The organism is Microbulbifer agarilyticus (assembly GCF_020171345.1).
GTDB lineage: Bacteria > Pseudomonadota > Gammaproteobacteria > Pseudomonadales > Cellvibrionaceae > Microbulbifer > Microbulbifer agarilyticus_D.
On sequence record NZ_JAIUZM010000004.1, the window covers coordinates 99,875 to 115,180 of the forward strand.

Annotated in this window: 18 protein-coding genes; 15 read left to right on the forward strand and 3 right to left on the reverse strand. The window is 58.6% G+C overall.

The window, feature by feature from the left end; all coding sequences use genetic code 11:
• Positions 1 to 14 precede the first annotated feature (14 nt).
• From LCM31_RS13190 to LCM31_RS13200, 3 genes are all read right to left on the reverse strand, one after another.
• On the reverse strand, positions 15 to 581 hold the full coding sequence (locus tag LCM31_RS13190) for a lytic transglycosylase domain-containing protein (RefSeq protein WP_224870831.1): 567 nt from the start codon (positions 579 to 581) through the stop codon (positions 15 to 17).
• A complete protein-coding gene (locus LCM31_RS13195; RefSeq protein ID WP_224870833.1) occupies positions 581 to 2,311 on the reverse strand; it encodes a proline--tRNA ligase in 1,731 nt (576 codons plus the stop codon). Before LCM31_RS13195 ends, LCM31_RS13190 begins: the two co-directional genes overlap by 1 nt.
• Positions 2,312 to 2,444: 133 nt before the next feature.
• Complete coding sequence (locus tag LCM31_RS13200; protein ID WP_010131025.1) at positions 2,445 to 2,873, reverse strand: HU family DNA-binding protein; 429 nt, start codon at positions 2,871 to 2,873, stop codon at positions 2,445 to 2,447.
• A 298-nt stretch (positions 2,874 to 3,171) separates the two neighbouring features.
• Between LCM31_RS13200 and LCM31_RS13205 the strand changes: the two genes are divergently transcribed.
• The 15 genes from LCM31_RS13205 (at position 3,172) to queC (ending at position 15,269) form a co-directional block, all read left to right on the forward strand.
• A complete protein-coding gene (locus LCM31_RS13205; RefSeq protein WP_222232169.1) occupies positions 3,172 to 3,429 on the forward strand; it encodes an FmdB family zinc ribbon protein in 258 nt (85 codons plus the stop codon).
• A 42-nt stretch (positions 3,430 to 3,471) separates the two neighbouring features.
• Positions 3,472 to 5,250, forward strand: coding sequence for an aspartate--tRNA ligase (aspS, locus tag LCM31_RS13210; protein WP_224870835.1), 1,779 nt, complete (start codon positions 3,472 to 3,474; stop codon positions 5,248 to 5,250).
• Positions 5,251 to 5,332: 82 nt separating this feature from the next.
• The gene (locus LCM31_RS13215; RefSeq protein ID WP_224870837.1) at positions 5,333 to 6,076 is read left to right on the forward strand and encodes a YebC/PmpR family DNA-binding transcriptional regulator; all 744 of its coding nucleotides are present in this window, start codon (positions 5,333 to 5,335) and stop codon (positions 6,074 to 6,076) included.
• 145 nt (positions 6,077 to 6,221) lie between these two features.
• Positions 6,222 to 6,752, forward strand: coding sequence for a crossover junction endodeoxyribonuclease RuvC (gene ruvC / locus LCM31_RS13220; RefSeq protein WP_222232166.1), 531 nt, complete (start codon positions 6,222 to 6,224; stop codon positions 6,750 to 6,752).
• A 55-nt stretch (positions 6,753 to 6,807) separates the two neighbouring features.
• Entirely contained in the window at positions 6,808 to 7,419 is a 612-nt protein-coding gene (ruvA, locus tag LCM31_RS13225; protein ID WP_224870839.1) for a Holliday junction branch migration protein RuvA, read from the forward strand.
• Between the two features lie 42 nt (positions 7,420 to 7,461).
• Complete coding sequence (gene ruvB / locus LCM31_RS13230) at positions 7,462 to 8,481, forward strand: Holliday junction branch migration DNA helicase RuvB (RefSeq protein WP_224870841.1); 1,020 nt, start codon at positions 7,462 to 7,464, stop codon at positions 8,479 to 8,481.
• Positions 8,482 to 8,587: 106 nt separating this feature from the next.
• Positions 8,588 to 9,001, forward strand: coding sequence for a tol-pal system-associated acyl-CoA thioesterase (gene ybgC / locus LCM31_RS13235; RefSeq protein ID WP_198039992.1), 414 nt, complete (start codon positions 8,588 to 8,590; stop codon positions 8,999 to 9,001).
• A complete protein-coding gene (gene tolQ / locus LCM31_RS13240; RefSeq protein ID WP_010131016.1) occupies positions 8,998 to 9,690 on the forward strand; it encodes a protein TolQ in 693 nt (230 codons plus the stop codon). Before ybgC ends, tolQ begins: the two co-directional genes overlap by 4 nt.
• Positions 9,691 to 9,725: 35 nt before the next feature.
• A complete protein-coding gene (tolR, locus tag LCM31_RS13245; protein ID WP_224870843.1) occupies positions 9,726 to 10,157 on the forward strand; it encodes a protein TolR in 432 nt (143 codons plus the stop codon).
• A gap of 19 nt (positions 10,158 to 10,176) precedes the next feature.
• Positions 10,177 to 10,929, forward strand: a complete 753-nt coding sequence (gene tolA, locus LCM31_RS13250; RefSeq protein ID WP_222232161.1) for a cell envelope integrity protein TolA — start codon at positions 10,177 to 10,179, stop codon at positions 10,927 to 10,929.
• Positions 10,929 to 12,224: a Tol-Pal system beta propeller repeat protein TolB gene (gene tolB, locus LCM31_RS13255; protein ID WP_390625297.1), complete on the forward strand. Its 1,296-nt coding sequence runs from the start codon at positions 10,929 to 10,931 to the stop codon at positions 12,222 to 12,224. Before tolA ends, tolB begins: the two co-directional genes overlap by 1 nt.
• Before the next feature lie 136 nt (positions 12,225 to 12,360).
• On the forward strand, positions 12,361 to 12,834 hold the full coding sequence (locus LCM31_RS13260; RefSeq protein WP_222250072.1) for an OmpA family protein: 474 nt from the start codon (positions 12,361 to 12,363) through the stop codon (positions 12,832 to 12,834).
• Positions 12,835 to 12,891: 57 nt separating this feature from the next.
• On the forward strand, positions 12,892 to 13,686 hold the full coding sequence (gene ybgF, locus LCM31_RS13265) for a tol-pal system protein YbgF (RefSeq protein ID WP_224870848.1): 795 nt from the start codon (positions 12,892 to 12,894) through the stop codon (positions 13,684 to 13,686).
• Between the two features lie 155 nt (positions 13,687 to 13,841).
• The gene (queE, locus tag LCM31_RS13270; RefSeq protein WP_224870849.1) at positions 13,842 to 14,528 is read left to right on the forward strand and encodes a 7-carboxy-7-deazaguanine synthase QueE; all 687 of its coding nucleotides are present in this window, start codon (positions 13,842 to 13,844) and stop codon (positions 14,526 to 14,528) included.
• A gap of 66 nt (positions 14,529 to 14,594) precedes the next feature.
• Positions 14,595 to 15,269 carry a 7-cyano-7-deazaguanine synthase QueC gene (queC, locus tag LCM31_RS13275; RefSeq protein WP_222232154.1) on the forward strand — a complete coding sequence of 225 codons (675 nt, stop codon included), beginning with the start codon at positions 14,595 to 14,597 and terminating at the stop codon, positions 15,267 to 15,269.
• Positions 15,270 to 15,306: the final 37 nt, after the last annotated feature.

Consider the following 15,306-nt stretch of genomic DNA (forward strand, 5'->3'; position numbering starts at 1 on the left):
TGCAGGTTGTCGCGCTAGCGCCAGCGATCCACCCAGGCATCCAGGACCTTGCGGCTGTACGTGTGGCGGCCGTAGCTGCCGTTGTAGTAGGCCAGGGCGTTGGGCATATTGCCCTTGGCCTTCTTGATATAGTGTTTGAGGATGGTGCAACCGTAGCGAAGGTTGGTGTCCATATCGATCAGGTTGTCTTCCGGACGGCCAATTTCGTTCTTCCAGAACGGCATTACCTGCATCATTCCCTGCGCGCCCACCCGCGACACGGCGTAGGGGTCAAAGGCGCTCTCTATCTGAATAACCGCCAGCACGATTTCCGGCTGCAGCTCTGCGCGGGTGGCTTCCCGGTGAATGGCCTTGAGCACGTGCATGCGCCGCTCGGGATCTTTGATGTAGCGCGCCAGCGGTTGCGATTTTGCCATCAGCCACACTTCCGCATCGAAGCGATCGACAAACGAGTCGGCTTCGGTCACTGCGCCTTTCAGGGCCGCCAGCAGCTGCGGGTCCGTTTCCTTGGATTGGGCGGACGCCGCGCTGCTCAGCAGGCAAAGCAGGCACAACTTGAGTGTGGCGAGGGCAAGTCTCATCAGTGCGGGATTTTCTCGAGCAAAATATCCAGGATCTGGTCTGCGGAGAACTCCTGGTTCTCGGAGTCCCGGCGACCTTTGTACTCGATATTACCTTTTTCCAGGCCGCGATCGCCAACCACGATGCGATGGGGGATACCCATCAGTTCCACATCCGCGAGCATGCCGCCGAGGCGGGCTTTGGGCTCGTCCATCAGCAGTACATCGATACCTTTTGCGGTCAGTGTCTCGTAGATGTGCTCACACTTCTGCTGCACGGCTTCGCTCTTGTGCATATTGATCGGCACGATCGCCAGCTGGAACGGTGCAATGGCTTCCGGCCAGATAATGCCAGCGTCATCGTGGTTCTGCTCGATCGCTGCGGCGACCACCCGGGAAACGCCAATGCCGTAGCAGCCCATGGTCATGACCTGCTCTTTACCATTTTCATCCAGTACGCTGGCATTCATGGCTTCGCTGTACTTGGTGCCCAGCTGGAAGATGTGGCCCACCTCGATACCGCGCTTGATTTCCAGGGTGCCCTGGCCGTCGGGGCTGGCATCGCCGGGAACCACATTGCGCAGGTCTTCCACGCGGCCCAGCGCAGCGTCGCGCTCCCAGTTCACACCGGTCAGGTGGTAGTCGTCCTTGTTGGCGCCGCAGACAAAGTCCGCCAGGTGGGCCGCGGCGCGGTCGACGATGACGTCGATCTGCATACCGACCGGGCCGAGCGAGCCGATGCCGCAACCCAGTTCCGCGGCGATGCGCGCTTCCGGGGCGAACGCCAGCGGGCTGGCAACACCGGCCAGTTTTTCTGCTTTCAGTTCATTCAGATCGTGGTCACCGCGCAGTACCAGGGCGACCAGCGGCGCTTCGCCACCTTCCTCTTCGGTTTCACCCAGTACGATCAGGGTTTTCACGGAAGTGTTTGCGGCAATGCCGTAGGCCTCTTCCAGTGCGGCGATGGTCTTGTGGCCCGGGGTGTGCAGCTCTTCCATGGCCTTGCTCGGCGCCGGGCGCTCGCCGGCGGGAGCAACCGCTTCTGCCAGCTCGACGTTGGCGGCGTAGCGGCTTTCTGAAGAGAAGGCGATGTCGTCTTCACCGCTCTGCGCCAGAACGTGGAATTCATGGGAGTGGGAGCCACCGATGGAGCCGGTGTCCGCCAGTACCGGGCGGTAATCCAGGCCGATGCGGTCGAAGATGCGGCAGTAGGCCGCATGCATTACGTCGTAGGTTTCCTGCAGCGACTCGGCGCCGAGGTGGAAGGAGTAGGCGTCCTTCATGGTGAATTCGCGCGCGCGCATCACGCCGAAGCGCGGACGGATTTCATCGCGGAATTTGGTCTGGATCTGGTAAAAGTTTGCCGGCAGTTGCTTGTAGCTGTTTACCTCGGTGCGGATCAGGTCCGTGATCACTTCCTCGTGGGTTGGGCCCAGGCAGAAGGCGTTGTCGTGGCGATCCTGAATGCGCAGCAGTTCCGGGCCGTACTGCTGCCAGCGGCCAGACTCTTCCCACAGTTCCGACGGCTGCACCACCGGCATCAACACTTCCAGTGCACCCGCGCTGTTCATTTCCTCGCGCACAATGCGCTCCACCTTGCGCAGTACGCGCAGGCCGGTGGGCAGCCAGGTGTACAGCCCAGAGGAAAGGCGGCGGATCATGCCGGCGCGCAGCATCAACTGATGGCTGATGACTACTGCGTCATTAGGGGTTTCTTTCTGGGTGGCGATCAGATAGCGGGATGCGCGCATAGTGCTTTCTTAGTTCTGTGTATGAAATTGTAAGGGCGGCCATTTTACGCTGCAGGATGCCCCTATTGGTAGGGGGAGCCATAAACAGAAAACCCCGCAGAAGCGGGGTTTTCGTGGCTGAGAAGCGCGAGGATTAGGACTCGGCCATTTCCTTCATCTTCTTCAGCGGGCGAATTTTCACCTGAATGCTCGCAGGCTTGGCCTTGAACACGGTCTCTTCGCCAGTGAACGGGTTGATGCCCTTGCGTGCCTTCTTGGCCGGCTTCTTCACGGTGGTGATTTTCATCAGGCCCGGCAGTGCGAATTCGCCAACCGCGCGCTTCTTGATGTGGCCGTGGATCAGGTCGTTCAGCTCGTCCAGAACAGACTGCACTTGCTTGCGGGACAGCTCGGTGTTCTCGGCGATCTGGTTCAGGATCTGAGTTTTGGTGTACTTGTCTTTGATTGCAGTCACTTTCTTGGCCGGAGCGGCCTTGGCTGCTGCTTTCTTGGCTGGAGCCTTCTTGGCTGCTGCCTTCTTGGCGGGGGCTTTCTTAGCTGCTGCTTTTTTCTTCGCGGCCATCGTTAGCTTCCTTCTATATAGGTGTTTATTCCAGTGAAAGTGTGTGTACAACAGGGATAACCGAAGTACTGAGCTGAAGTATATCCAGTTTTTTTCTGTGCGCACCGGGGTAAATCAGAAAAAAAGTGCTTTTTTTTAGGGTTTTGGCTGAAAAATGGCCCGTAAATTGTCCGTGCGCGGTACCGATCGCTCTCTTTGGCCTGGATTGCGCTATCCCGCCTGTTGGCTGCTTCTTCCCGTGCAGGTGCTCATGTATAATCTGCGCCCCTTTATATCCAGTGAGATCCGGATTAGAGCCATGCCGATCTACGAATACCAGTGCAAGGCGTGTGGGCACCAGATGGAAGCCCTGCAGCGTATGAGCGATGCTCCGCTGACCGATTGCCCAGAATGTAACAAAGCGGAATTGAGTAAAAAGATCAGTGCCGCCGGGTTCCGCCTCAAGGGGGGTGGCTGGTACGAAACCGACTTCAAAACCGGCAGCAAGAAGAACCTTGCCGGTGATGCCGCCAAGCCTGCCGGGAAATCCGGTGGCTCGGAAGCCAAAGCCAGCTAAGAAAGCGAATACAAGACGATACTACTAAGGGAATAAGACTCCATGCGCACCGACTATTGTGGCGCCCTGCGATCCGCCGATATTGACCGCGAAGTAACCCTGTGTGGCTGGGTAGACCGCCGCCGCGATCACGGTGGGGTGATCTTTATCGACCTGCGCGACCGCGATGGTATTGCCCAGGTGGTCTTCGATCCCGATGCCGCAGAGCATTTCGAACTCGCCGACCGTGTGCGCAGCGAATATGTCCTCAAGGTGACCGGCCGAGTGCGTGCCCGCGCCCCGGAAGCGGTGAACCCGAATATGGTCACCGGTGAAATCGAGGTGTACGGCCTGCAGCTGGAGATTCTCAACAGCGCAGAAACCCCGCCCTTCCAGCTGGATGAGCACACCGCAGTGGGCGAGGACGTGCGCCTGAAGTACCGCTATCTGGACCTGCGCCGCAACGAAATGCAGCACAACCTGCGTTTCCGCTCCAAGATTACCAACGCCATCCGCAATTATCTGGACGACGAGGGTTTCCTGGATATCGAAACCCCGATCCTGACCCGCGCGACCCCGGAAGGTGCCCGCGATTATCTGGTCCCCAGCCGTACCCACGGTGGCAAGTTCTTCGCCCTGCCGCAGTCGCCGCAGTTGTTCAAGCAGTTGCTGATGGTGTCCGGCTTCGATCGCTACTACCAGATTGCCAAGTGCTTCCGCGATGAGGACCTGCGCGCGGACCGCCAACCGGAATTTACCCAGATTGATATCGAGACCGCGTTCCTGGATGAGAACGCGATCATGTCGATCACCGAAAACATGATCCGCAAGCTGTTCAAAGAACTGAAAGGTATCGAGCTGGGCGAGTTCCCGCGTATGCCGTTCAGTGAAGCGATGGCGAAATTCGGCTCCGACAAGCCAGACCTGCGTATCCCGCTGGAACTGGTCGACATCAAAGACCTGATGACCGAAGTGGACTTCAAGGTGTTCTCCGGTCCCGCCAATGATCCGAAAGGTCGGGTGACCGCGCTGAAAGTTCCCGGCGGCAATGACAAACTGACCCGTAAGCAGATCGACGACTACACCAAGTTTGTCGGTATCTACGGTGCAAAAGGCCTGGCGTACATCAAGGTCAACGACAAGTCCGACCTGGAAGGCGGTTTGCAGTCGCCGATCGTCAAGTTCCTGCCGAACGACGTGCGCGGTGCAATTCTCGAGCGCCTGAATGCCGAAAACGGCGATCTGATCTTCTTTGGCGCCGACAAGGGTAAGGTCGTATCCGAAGCGCTGGGTGCGCTGCGCTGCAAGCTGGGTGAAGACCTGGACCTGTATGTGGCTGAATGGGCGCCGCTGTGGGTTGTGGACTTCCCAATGTTCGAAGAGAACGATGACGGCAGCCTGACCGCATTGCACCACCCCTTCACCGCGCCGTCCTGCGCACCGGAAACGCTGGAGAAGGACCCGCTGGAATCCCTGTCCCGCGCTTACGATATGGTGCTGAACGGTACCGAGCTGGGTGGTGGTTCCATCCGTATCCACGACCAGTCCATGCAGGAAACGGTATTCCGCGTGCTGGGTATTGATGAGCAGGAGCAGCGCGAGAAGTTCGGCTTCCTGCTGGACGCGCTGAAATACGGTGCGCCGCCCCACGGTGGTCTGGCCTTCGGCCTCGACCGTCTGGTGATGCTGATGACCGACAGCGAGTCGATTCGCGACGTGATCGCCTTCCCGAAAACCCAGAGCGCGGCCTGTGTTATGACCGACGCCCCGGGTGCGGTAGACGCCAAGCAGCTGCGTGAGCTGAGCATTCGCCTGCGTCAGAAAGAAGAGCAGGTAGGCTAACGTATCCTGTGCTGCCCCGGTTTTCGCTGGGGCATATCAGGTGTGTATGCGCCTCATAACGAAGTAGACCGGAGAGAGTTCGATGGCGGGACATAGTAAATGGGCCAACATCAAGCACCGCAAAGCTGCTCAGGATGCTAAGCGGGGCAAGGTTTTCACCAAGATCATTCGCGAGCTGACCGTAGCGGCGAAGGCTGGCGGCAACCCGGATGACAACCCCGCGCTGCGTGCCACCATTGATAAGGCGCTGGGCGCGAACATGAAGCGCGATACCATCGATAAGGCCATCGCCCGTGGCGCCGGCAATGCCGATGGTGAAAACTACGAAGCGGTCACCTATGAAGGTTACGGCGTTGGTGGCGTAGCAGTGCTGGTGGAATGCCTGACCGACAACCGCAAGCGCACCGTGGCGGAAGTGCGCCATGCCTTCACCAAGCGTGGCGGTAACCTGGGTACCGACGGTTCCGTGGCTTACCTGTTCACGCGCAAGGGCCAGATGTTTTACGAGGCGGGCGCCGACGAAGATGCGCTGATGGAGGCGGCTCTGGAAGCGGGCGCCGAAGACATCGAAACCAATGATGACGGCAGTATCGAGGTGACCACCGAGTTTACCGACTACCTGTCTGTGAAGGATGCGCTGACCGAGGTGGGCTTCAAGCCGGACAATGCGGACATCGCCATGATCCCATCCACCACAGTCCCCATGGATAAAGACGGCGCGGAAAAGGTGTTGGCACTGGTGGATATGCTGGAAGACCTGGACGATGTGCAAAACGTCTACACCAACGCGGAGATCCCTGAAGAGGTGATGGCGGAGCTCGCTTGAGCCGAATCTGGTTTCGTAGAAAATGCCCCGCTTGTCGGGGCATTTTTGTTTCTGCTCCACCATATTCCCGCCTAGCCTTGACGCCTCGGGCTCACCTTGGGACACTTCCCTCCAACAATGTATAAATGTACAGGGGTGGCCTGAGGTGACTCGAATCCTGGGGATCGATCCCGGCTCGCGCAAGACCGGTTATGGGGTGATCGACGTGGAGCGTTCCAATGCCCGCTATGTTGCCAGCGGCGTGATCAAATTGCCCGACGGTCCCCTGCCCGAGCGCCTGAAACTCATCTTTGATGCCGTCAGTCAGATTGCCCAGCAGTACCAGCCGCAACAGATGGCCATCGAAAACGTGTTTATGTCCAAAAGTGCCGGCTCGGCCCTGAAGTTGGGGCAGGCGAGGGGGGCCGCCATCGTCGCAGCCACCCACGCCGATCTGCCGGTGGCCGAGTACGAGGCGCGCAAGGTCAAACAGGCGGTGGTTGGCAATGGTGCCGCGGACAAGCTGCAGGTGCAGCATATGGTCAAGACCCTGTTGAAATTGCCCGCGTCCCCGCAGGAGGATGCCGCGGATGCACTGGCGGTGGCGCTGTGTCATATGCACACCATGCAGACGTTGATCCAGTCATCGGCCGGGTCGCGGGCACGTTTCCGCCGCGGCCGCCTAAGTGTGGATTAATGAGTGAATTAATCGGCCGAGGCCGATCAGTCGATAATGTGAAATTGGAAAGCAGATGATAGGAAGACTCACTGGAACGCTGGCCGCGGTACAGCCGCCGCAATTGCTGGTCGATGTGCAGGGTGTCGGTTATGAGGTGCTCGCGCCCATGACCACCATTTTCGAATTGCCGCAGCTCGGTGGCAGTGTGCAGCTGCACACCCATTTGGCGGTGTCGGAGACTTCCCAGCAGTTGTTTGGCTTTATTCGTGAGTCCGACCGGCAGCTGTTCCGCACCCTGATCAAGGTAAATGGCGTGGGCCCTAAAATGGCGCTGGCAATCCTGTCTGGGTTGGATGGCGCTGCGCTGGCGCGCTGTGTGGCGGACGATAATGTCGGTGCGCTGGTGAAGGTGCCGGGCGTCGGTAAGAAGACCGCCGAGCGCCTGATTATCGAGTTGCGCGGCAAGCTTGCCCCGCAAACCGGTGACTTGGGTGATATCCCGTTGATGTCTACCAACAATGAACTCAAGGTAGACCATTCGGGTGAAGCGGAAAGCGCACTGGCGGCGCTGGGCTACAAGCCCACAGACGCCACCAAAATGGTGGCCCGGGCGCTCAAGGAGCAGCCGGAGGCCGATAGTGCCACCCTGATTCGCCTTGCCCTGAAGAGCATGGCGCCCGCTTGAGCCTGAACCTTTGCAGCCCGGATTACTTGAAGAGAATTTCCCGTGATTGAAGCCGATCGTCTTATCGCCCCCGAACCACAGGGTCCTTCCGGCCAGGAAGAGCAGTACGACCGCGCAGTGCGCCCCAAAACCCTGTCCGATTATGTCGGTCAGCCGGTGGTGCGGGAGCAGATGGAGATCTTTATCCAGGCCGCCAAGCTGCGCAACGAGGCGTTGGACCACACCCTGGTATTCGGCCCGCCGGGGCTCGGTAAGACCACGCTCGCCAATATCATTGCTGCGGAAATGGGCGTGGCAATCAAGACCACATCCGGCCCGGTACTGGAGAAAGCCGGCGACCTTGCGGCGATCATGACCAATCTCGAACCCGGCGATGTGCTGTTTATCGATGAGATCCACCGCCTGAGCCCTCATGTGGAGGAAGTGCTGTATCCGGCGATGGAGGATTACCAGCTGGATATCATGATTGGTGAGGGGCCGGCAGCGCGTTCCATCAAGCTCGACCTGCCGCCGTTTACCCTGGTGGGGGCCACCACCCGCGCGGGCCTGCTGACCTCACCGCTGCGCGACCGCTTCGGCATTGTGCAGCGCCTCGAGTTCTACAGTGTGGAAGACCTCACCAGCATTGTGGCGCGCTCCGCAGGCCTGATGGGTGTGGATATGGACGAGGGAGGTGCCCACGAAGTGGCCCGCCGCGCCCGCGGTACCCCGCGTATTGCCAATCGCCTGCTGCGCCGGGTGCGCGATTATGCCGAGGTGAAAAGCGATGGCCATGTGAACGCCAATATCGCCGATCTTGCACTGAATATGCTGAATGTGGATGCGCGCGGTTTCGACCAGTTGGACCGCCGCATGTTGCTGACCATGATCGAGAAGTTCGATGGCGGCCCGGTGGGTGTCGACAGCCTGGCGGCCGCGGTCAGTGAAGAGCGCGACACCATCGAAGATGTACTCGAACCCTACCTGATCCAGCAGGGCTACCTGACTCGCACCCCCCGCGGTCGTGTGGTGACGGCCCTGGCCTATGAACATTTTGGCATTCCCAAGCCAGACCGGGCCTAATTGGGACTGACCATACCTGACGAACCGGTCTACATCCTGTAGCATGTCCCTCAAACCGCGCTCAACAAGAAAAATGCGTGCGCGGTCGGCAAGATAAGGATGGTGCGTGTCAGAACCTTTCAATATTCCCATTCGCGTCTATATCGAGGATACGGACGCTGGCGGAATCGTCTATTACGTCAATTATTTAAAGTATATGGAGCGCGCGCGCACAGAATTGGTCCGTGCGCTCGGCTATGATAAGCCCGCCATGCCACAGCAGGGGCTGTTACTGGTGGTTCACTCCGCGGAGATCCAATACCGTCGCTCGGCTTTGCTCGACGATGAACTCCGGGCCAGTGCCGCTGTGGGCAAGGTCGGTCGCGCCGCCGTTACCTTTGAGCAAAAAATTTGGCGCGGTAATGAAATTATTTGTGAGGGTGTGGTCAAAGTGGCTTGTGTGGACGATGCAAGCCGCAAACCCTGCGCTCTCCCAGAAAACATCCATCAAGCATTGAAGGCAGCGAGTCAAAATTCATGAACGCCGGTGAACAACTTTCCCTGTGGGGGCTGATATCCAGCGCCAGTCTATTGGTGCAGTTGGTAATGCTGATGCTGCTGCTGGCCTCGGTCATTTCTTGGGTGATGATCATTCAGCGCGGTAGCTACCTGTCGCGGGCGCGCAAGTCCATGATCAACTTCGAGCGCAAGTTCTGGTCCGGTGCGGACCTGAACCAGCTGTTCCGCGATGGCAATGCCGCGGCGGAGAAGGGCAAGATTGACGGTGTGGAATCCCTGTTCCGCGCCGGTTTCACCGAATTCACCCGCCTGCGCCAGCAGGGCAAAAGCAGCCCCGCGGCAGTGATGGAGGGTACCGAGCGCGCCATGCGCGTGGCCATGTCCCGGGAGCAGGAAAAGGTGGAAATGAACCTGCCGTTCCTCGCCACTGTCGGCTCGGTGAGCCCATATATCGGCCTGTTCGGCACCGTATGGGGGATCATGAACTCCTTCCGCGGCCTCGCCACCATGCACCAGGCCACCATTGCCACCGTGGCACCGGGGATCTCCGAGGCCCTGATTGCCACGGCCATGGGCCTGTTCGCGGCAATTCCAGCGGTAATGGCATTTAACCGTTACTCCGCCAAGGCGGAATGGCTGCTGTCCAGCTATGAGACCTTTGCCGAAGAGTTCTCCTCCATCCTGCACCGCAGGGTGCATGCCGCCGGCTAAGGCGCCGAACGCAACGCTGTGCAAAGAGCCGAATCATGAGCAATTTTCGCAAACCCGCCAAACGCAAGCTGGTCTCCGAGATCAACGTGGTGCCCTACATCGACGTGATGTTGGTGCTGCTGATTGTGTTTATGGTGACCGCGCCACTGCTGATGCAGGGCGTGAAGGTCGACCTGCCCGATGCCCCCTCAGCCCCCATTGATGACACCGACGACGAACCCCTGATTATCTCGGTCAAGGCAGACGGCACCTACTATCTGAACCTTGGTGATGACGAGCAGGTGGCCAAGCCGCTGAAGGAAATCAAGGACACCGTGGCCAAGGTGCTGCGCCAGAAGCCGAAGACGCCGGTACTCGTGTGGGGCGATACGGACGCAAAATATGGCCTGATTGTGGGTGCGATGACCCATCTGCAGCAGGCCGGCGCGCCCAGCGTGGGCCTGGTCACCGAGCCGCCGTCGCAGTGAGCTGGAGCTGAACCCAAGCATGAATAGCTCTTACGGCCCGGCCATCGTAATCAGTGTTGCCTTGCACGCGCTTTTGATCGCGGTGATGACGTTTGGTTGGGAGGCGAAATCCCATCGCGAACTGAAGCCGATGCCCAAGTTTGTCGAGGCCAAACTGGTACAGCTGGAATCCAAGTCCAACAAACCCAAGGCGCCCCCCAAGGTCGATCTGCGCGAGAAGCGCCGTCAGCAGGAGCTCGAGCGCCAGCGTCGCGCGGAGGCAGAAAAGAAGCGCAAGGCCGCCGCCGAGCGCAAGAAGCGGCAGGACGCTGAGAAAAAACGCAAGGCTGAAGAAGCCCGCAAGAAGCGCGAGGCAGAAGAGAAGGCGCGTAAAGAGAAAGAGCGCCTTGAGCAGGAGCGCAAGAGCGCATTCGAGGATGCGTTGGAAGATGAGGAGTTCCTGCAGGAAGCGAGCGACGATTCCGCGGCGGTCATGTCTGTGGCCCAGGCCATTCGCCAGCGTATTGTGCAGGTTTGGAGTCGTCCCCCGAGTGCCCGTAACGGCATGGTGGTGGAAGTTGAGATCAACTTCGTACCTACCGGTCGCGTAGTGGCTTCCACCATTACCAAAGGCAGCGGTAATGCGGCTGTGGATAGGTCCGTATTGACTGCGGTCAAGAAAGTCGAAGTGTTCCCGGAAGTGGAAAAAGTGGCTCGCGAGGAGCCGTCGCTGTTCGAGCGCCAGATTAGAACCACCAAACTGATATTTAGAGTCGAAGGCCTGCGCCAATGATGAAGAAAACAGTCTCACTTATGTTTGCCGCCCTGTTGGGCTGCGTGCTGGCGGTTTCCGCCCATGCCCAGCTGGTGGTGGAAATTGATGATGGAAATGACAACCCGACTCCGGTGGCCGTAGTGCCATTCGAGTGGTCCGGTAGCGGTGTGCTCGCGGAAGATGTGTCTTCCATTATCTCCGCCGATTTACGCCGCAGCGGCCTGATTGCGCCGGTGCCGCGGGACGACATGCTGTCTTTCCCGAAAACCCCGGAACAGGTCAGTTTCCGTGACTGGCGCATGCTGGGCACCGAATACGTGGTCACCGGGCGCATGCAGCCCCAGGCCAATGGCTATTTACTGAGCTTCGATCTGGTGAATATTTTCGGGCAGCGCAAAATGTTCACCAAGCAGGTGACGGGCGGGGCCAATCAGCTGCGGGACATCGCGCACCGTGCGGCGGATGAAATCTTTGAGGCGATCACCGGTATCCGCGGTGCATTCGGCACTCAGATGGTGTATGTGCAGGAAACTCAGCGCGGCGGCCAGCCGAGCTATGCCTTGATGCTGTCGGACATCGACGGTGCGCGCGCTCGCCAGATTCGTCGTTTCAGTGCGCCGGTCATGTCGCCGAGCTGGTCCCCGAATGGCCAGGAAGTGGCTTATGTGTCATTTGAGACAGGTCGCCCGGCGATTTTCCGCGAGAACCTGCGTACCGGTGCGCGTCAGCAGCTGACCAACTTCAAGGGTTTGAACAGCTCTCCCACCTTCTCTCCGGACGGCAGCAAGCTGGCGATGGTGCTGTCAAAAGACGGTAACCCCGAGATTTACGTGCTGGATCTGGCCACTGGCCGCTTCACCCGCATGACTCGCCACTTCTCCATCGATACCGAGCCGAACTGGATGCCGGATGGAAAATCGCTGGTTTTCACTTCCGATAGGGGAGGTAAGCCACAAATTTATCAATTGACTCTTGCCACGGGTCAAGTAGACCGCTTAACCTTCGACGGTGACTATAACGCACGTCCGCGGGTATCCCCCGATGGTAAAACGCTGGTTATGGTGCATCGTAGCAGGGGGGTGTTTACGATCGCTACGATGGACATCGTATCCGGCCGTATGCGTGTCCTAACGGAGACGCGCCTGGACGAATCCCCGAGTATTGCACCGAATGGTGCGATGCTGATGTACGCCACCAAGCGGGGGAATAAAGGTATTCTAGCTGCGGTATCGCTGGATGCCGGGGTGAAGTACAGCCTGCCTTCTCAGCAGGGAAATGTCCGCGAGCCGGCGTGGTCGCCTTACTTTGATTGATGCTGTGACTACGGTAAATGCTGTTTATTTGCCGTAAGTGTGAGATCAAACAACTAAGAAGAAACGAAACCCTGATTAAATCCACGGTTTTAAAACGTCTTACAGGATTTCTCGATAACACTAAGCGGAGTTGTTTATGTTCAAATCAGTAAAAACCGGCCTGGGTCTGGTATGTGTATTGGCAGTAACTGCCGGTTGTTCCAGCACCGACACCGATGACAGCGCAAATCAGCAGGTTGTGACCCCACCTCCTGTGGTTGAAGAAACCACTGCAACCGAAACAGCAGTTCCGCTGGATAACGTCGTGTACTTCGACTTTGACCAGAGCCTGCTGAAGCCTTCTACTCGTGAGCTGCTGATCAAGCACGCTGACCGTATGCGCGGCGCCGCTGGCACCGTTCGCCTGGAAGGCCACGCTGACGAACTGGGTACTCGTGAATACAACCTGGCACTGGGTGAGCGTCGCGCCAACGCGGTTCGTGACTTCCTGGTACTTCAGGGCGTAAACGCTGCGAACCTGGAAGTGATCAGCTACGGCGAAGAGCGTCCTGCTCAGGAAGGCTCTAGCGAGAGCGCACGCGCAATGAACCGTCGCGTGGTGATCAACTAATCTAGAAGCATGCAATTGTCTTTTTTGATTAGAAGTATCGCGATAGCCGCAGCCTCCATGGCTGCGGCTTCGTTCGTATTCGCGCAGGCCCCGGTGGTTGACCTGTCCAGTGGCAGTTCAGCCAATCAGGGGGCTGCAACCCCGCCTCCCCCCAGTTATCCACAACTGGCGGCTCGCACCAACACCTCTGCCGGCATGCAGGCGAATCCGCAAGCGGATGCGTATTACCAGATGCAGGTACTCCAGCAGGAAGTGCAGGAGCTGCGCGGTGCCGTGGAAGAGTTGCGACACGAGATCAAGCGGTTGCGCCAGCAGCGCACCGAAGATTATATGAATCTCGACCGCCGTATTTCGAAACTGGATGGTGCAGCACCCGCTGAAGGTGCACCCACGGGAGGAGCAGCCGGCACCAATGCTGCCGGCGCAACCCAAACTCAGGCACCTGCCACGACAAATGGTGGCGCGACTCCGCAAGCGAGCGCGAGTGAGCGCGACCGTTATCAGGCCAGTTTTGGCCTCGCACGTAAAGGCGATTACGCCGGAGCCAGCAAGGCGTTCAAGAGTCTTCTGGAAGACTACCCCAACGGCCAGTACGCGCCGAATGCCAACTATTGGCTGGGAGAGATCGCGTTGGTTCAGGGCAATATCGAAGAGGCCCGCACCTGGTTTGTCGCTCTGCTGGATGGCTACCCCAACTCCAATAAAGTATGGGATGGTCGCTATAAGCTGGGTACGGTGTATCACCAGCTGGGTGACAACGTGAAAGCCAAGGACCTGCTGGAGCAGGTAGCCTCAAGCGACCAGCGAGCGTCTGGACTGGCCAAGCAGTACCTGAAGGAAAACTTCCAGTAGAGATTGTCGGTCACCATCAGCAGCCACTCCTCGAGTAAGGATTGCTGGTTTTGTGATCAGAAAAACTCTATGATCCCGCGCCCGGGGGGTATATACCCTCCGGGCGTTTTTGTATGTGCTGAACCGACAGCACAATTTCACGATCAGAGTGGTGTATGGCCGAATTTGAAACTGAGCTGGGAGCGGTGAGTTTGACCGAAGAGTCTCTCCGCATCAGTGAGCTTTTTTACTCCCTGCAGGGGGAGGCGCGCGATGCGGGCTTGCCGACGGTATTCGTGCGCCTGACCGGTTGTCCGCTGCGCTGTACCTACTGCGACTCCGAATATGCTTTCTTTGGTGGCGAGCGGATGTCACTGGCCGCGATCTTGCAAAAGGTTCAGAGCTACCCGGCGCGGCATGTTTGTGTCACTGGCGGCGAGCCTCTGGCGCAGCCAAATTGTATTCCGCTGTTACAAGCCCTGTGCGATGCCGGTTATCAGGTGTCGCTGGAAACCAGCGGCGCCATGCCGGTCGATGCGGTGGATCCACGGGTATCCCGAGTGGTTGACCTGAAAACACCGGCGTCTGGTGAGCAGGCGCGCAATCGCATGGAAAATATCCCGCTGCTGAATAAAAGGGATCAGGTCAAATTCGTGATCTGTGATCGTGGCGACTACGACTGGGCGCGCTTTACCCTGGATCAATACCGTCTGTCTGAGCGGGTTGGCGAAGTGCTGTTTTCCCCCAGCTATGAACAGTTGGCGCCGCGCCAGCTAGCGGAGTGGATTTTGGAAGACGGCTTGCCGGTACGCATGCAGATGCAGCTACACAAGTTGCTCTGGGGTGACGTTCCGGGTGTGTAGTCCGGTGTATAAGTACTCTCAATATTTCCTATTTTACGCAGTAAACAGCAAGCAATTGGCAGGTTTATGAGCAGCAAGAAAGCCGTCGTTTTACTCTCCGGTGGTCTGGATTCCGCCACGGTCTTGGCCATGGCGCGCGCCGAGGGTTACGAGTGTTACGCCCTGGGGTTTGATTACGGCCAGCGCCACAGTGCCGAATTGATGGCGGCGCAGCGCGTTGCCGCAGATCTGGGCGCCCGGGAGCACAAGGTGGTTAAGCTCGACCTGCGCGTCATTGGTGGTTCGGCGCTCACCGATGACAGCATCGATGTGCCCGAGGAGGAGACCTCCGGTATCCCGGTCACCTATGTTCCGGCGCGCAATACCGTGTTCCTGTCGATCGCCCTGGGTTGGGCCGAGGTACTCGGTGCACAGGATATTTTTGTGGGTGTAAACGCCGTTGACTATTCTGGTTACCCGGATTGTCGCCCCGAATATATCGAGGCGTACGAAAAGATGGCCAACCTGGCCACCCGTGCCGGGGTAGAAGGCAATAAGCTGACCATTCACGCACCGCTGATGAAGATGAGCAAGGCGGATATTGTCGAGCGTGGTACCGGGCTGGGTGTTGATTACAGCCTGACGGTCAGCTGCTATCAGGCCTTGCCGAATGGCGCGGCCTGTGGGCGTTGCGACAGCTGCCGCCTGCGGGCGGCTGGTTTTGCCGAAGCGGGACTCGCTGACCCCACAGTGTATGCGTGAGCGCCCCGCAGAGTATTCCGCAGGGTAGAAAATGGCT

Excerpts from the sequence above, each read along its gene's own strand:
- queE (WP_224870849.1), top strand. The coding sequence starts at position 13,842 with ATGGCCGAATTTGAAACTGAGCTGGGAGCGGTGAGTTTGACCGAAGAG.
- aspS (WP_224870835.1), top strand. The coding sequence starts at position 3,472 with ATGCGCACCGACTATTGTGGCGCCCTGCGATCCGCCGATATTGACCGC.
- tolR (WP_224870843.1), top strand. The coding sequence starts at position 9,726 with ATGAGCAATTTTCGCAAACCCGCCAAACGCAAGCTGGTCTCCGAGATC.
- LCM31_RS13195 (WP_224870833.1), bottom strand. The coding sequence starts at position 2,311 with ATGCGCGCATCCCGCTATCTGATCGCCACCCAGAAAGAAACCCCTAAT.
- ruvA (WP_224870839.1), top strand. The coding sequence starts at position 6,808 with ATGATAGGAAGACTCACTGGAACGCTGGCCGCGGTACAGCCGCCGCAA.
- LCM31_RS13260 (WP_222250072.1), top strand. The coding sequence starts at position 12,361 with ATGTTCAAATCAGTAAAAACCGGCCTGGGTCTGGTATGTGTATTGGCA.
- tolA (WP_222232161.1), top strand. The coding sequence starts at position 10,177 with ATGAATAGCTCTTACGGCCCGGCCATCGTAATCAGTGTTGCCTTGCAC.
- LCM31_RS13205 (WP_222232169.1), top strand. The coding sequence starts at position 3,172 with ATGCCGATCTACGAATACCAGTGCAAGGCGTGTGGGCACCAGATGGAA.
- tolQ (WP_010131016.1), top strand. The coding sequence starts at position 8,998 with ATGAACGCCGGTGAACAACTTTCCCTGTGGGGGCTGATATCCAGCGCC.
- queC (WP_222232154.1), top strand. The coding sequence starts at position 14,595 with ATGAGCAGCAAGAAAGCCGTCGTTTTACTCTCCGGTGGTCTGGATTCC.
- tolB (WP_390625297.1), top strand. The coding sequence starts at position 10,929 with ATGAAGAAAACAGTCTCACTTATGTTTGCCGCCCTGTTGGGCTGCGTG.
- ybgF (WP_224870848.1), top strand. The coding sequence starts at position 12,892 with ATGGCTGCGGCTTCGTTCGTATTCGCGCAGGCCCCGGTGGTTGACCTG.
- LCM31_RS13215 (WP_224870837.1), top strand. The coding sequence starts at position 5,333 with ATGGCGGGACATAGTAAATGGGCCAACATCAAGCACCGCAAAGCTGCT.
- LCM31_RS13200 (WP_010131025.1), bottom strand. The coding sequence starts at position 2,873 with ATGGCCGCGAAGAAAAAAGCAGCAGCTAAGAAAGCCCCCGCCAAGAAG.
- LCM31_RS13190 (WP_224870831.1), bottom strand. The coding sequence starts at position 581 with ATGAGACTTGCCCTCGCCACACTCAAGTTGTGCCTGCTTTGCCTGCTG.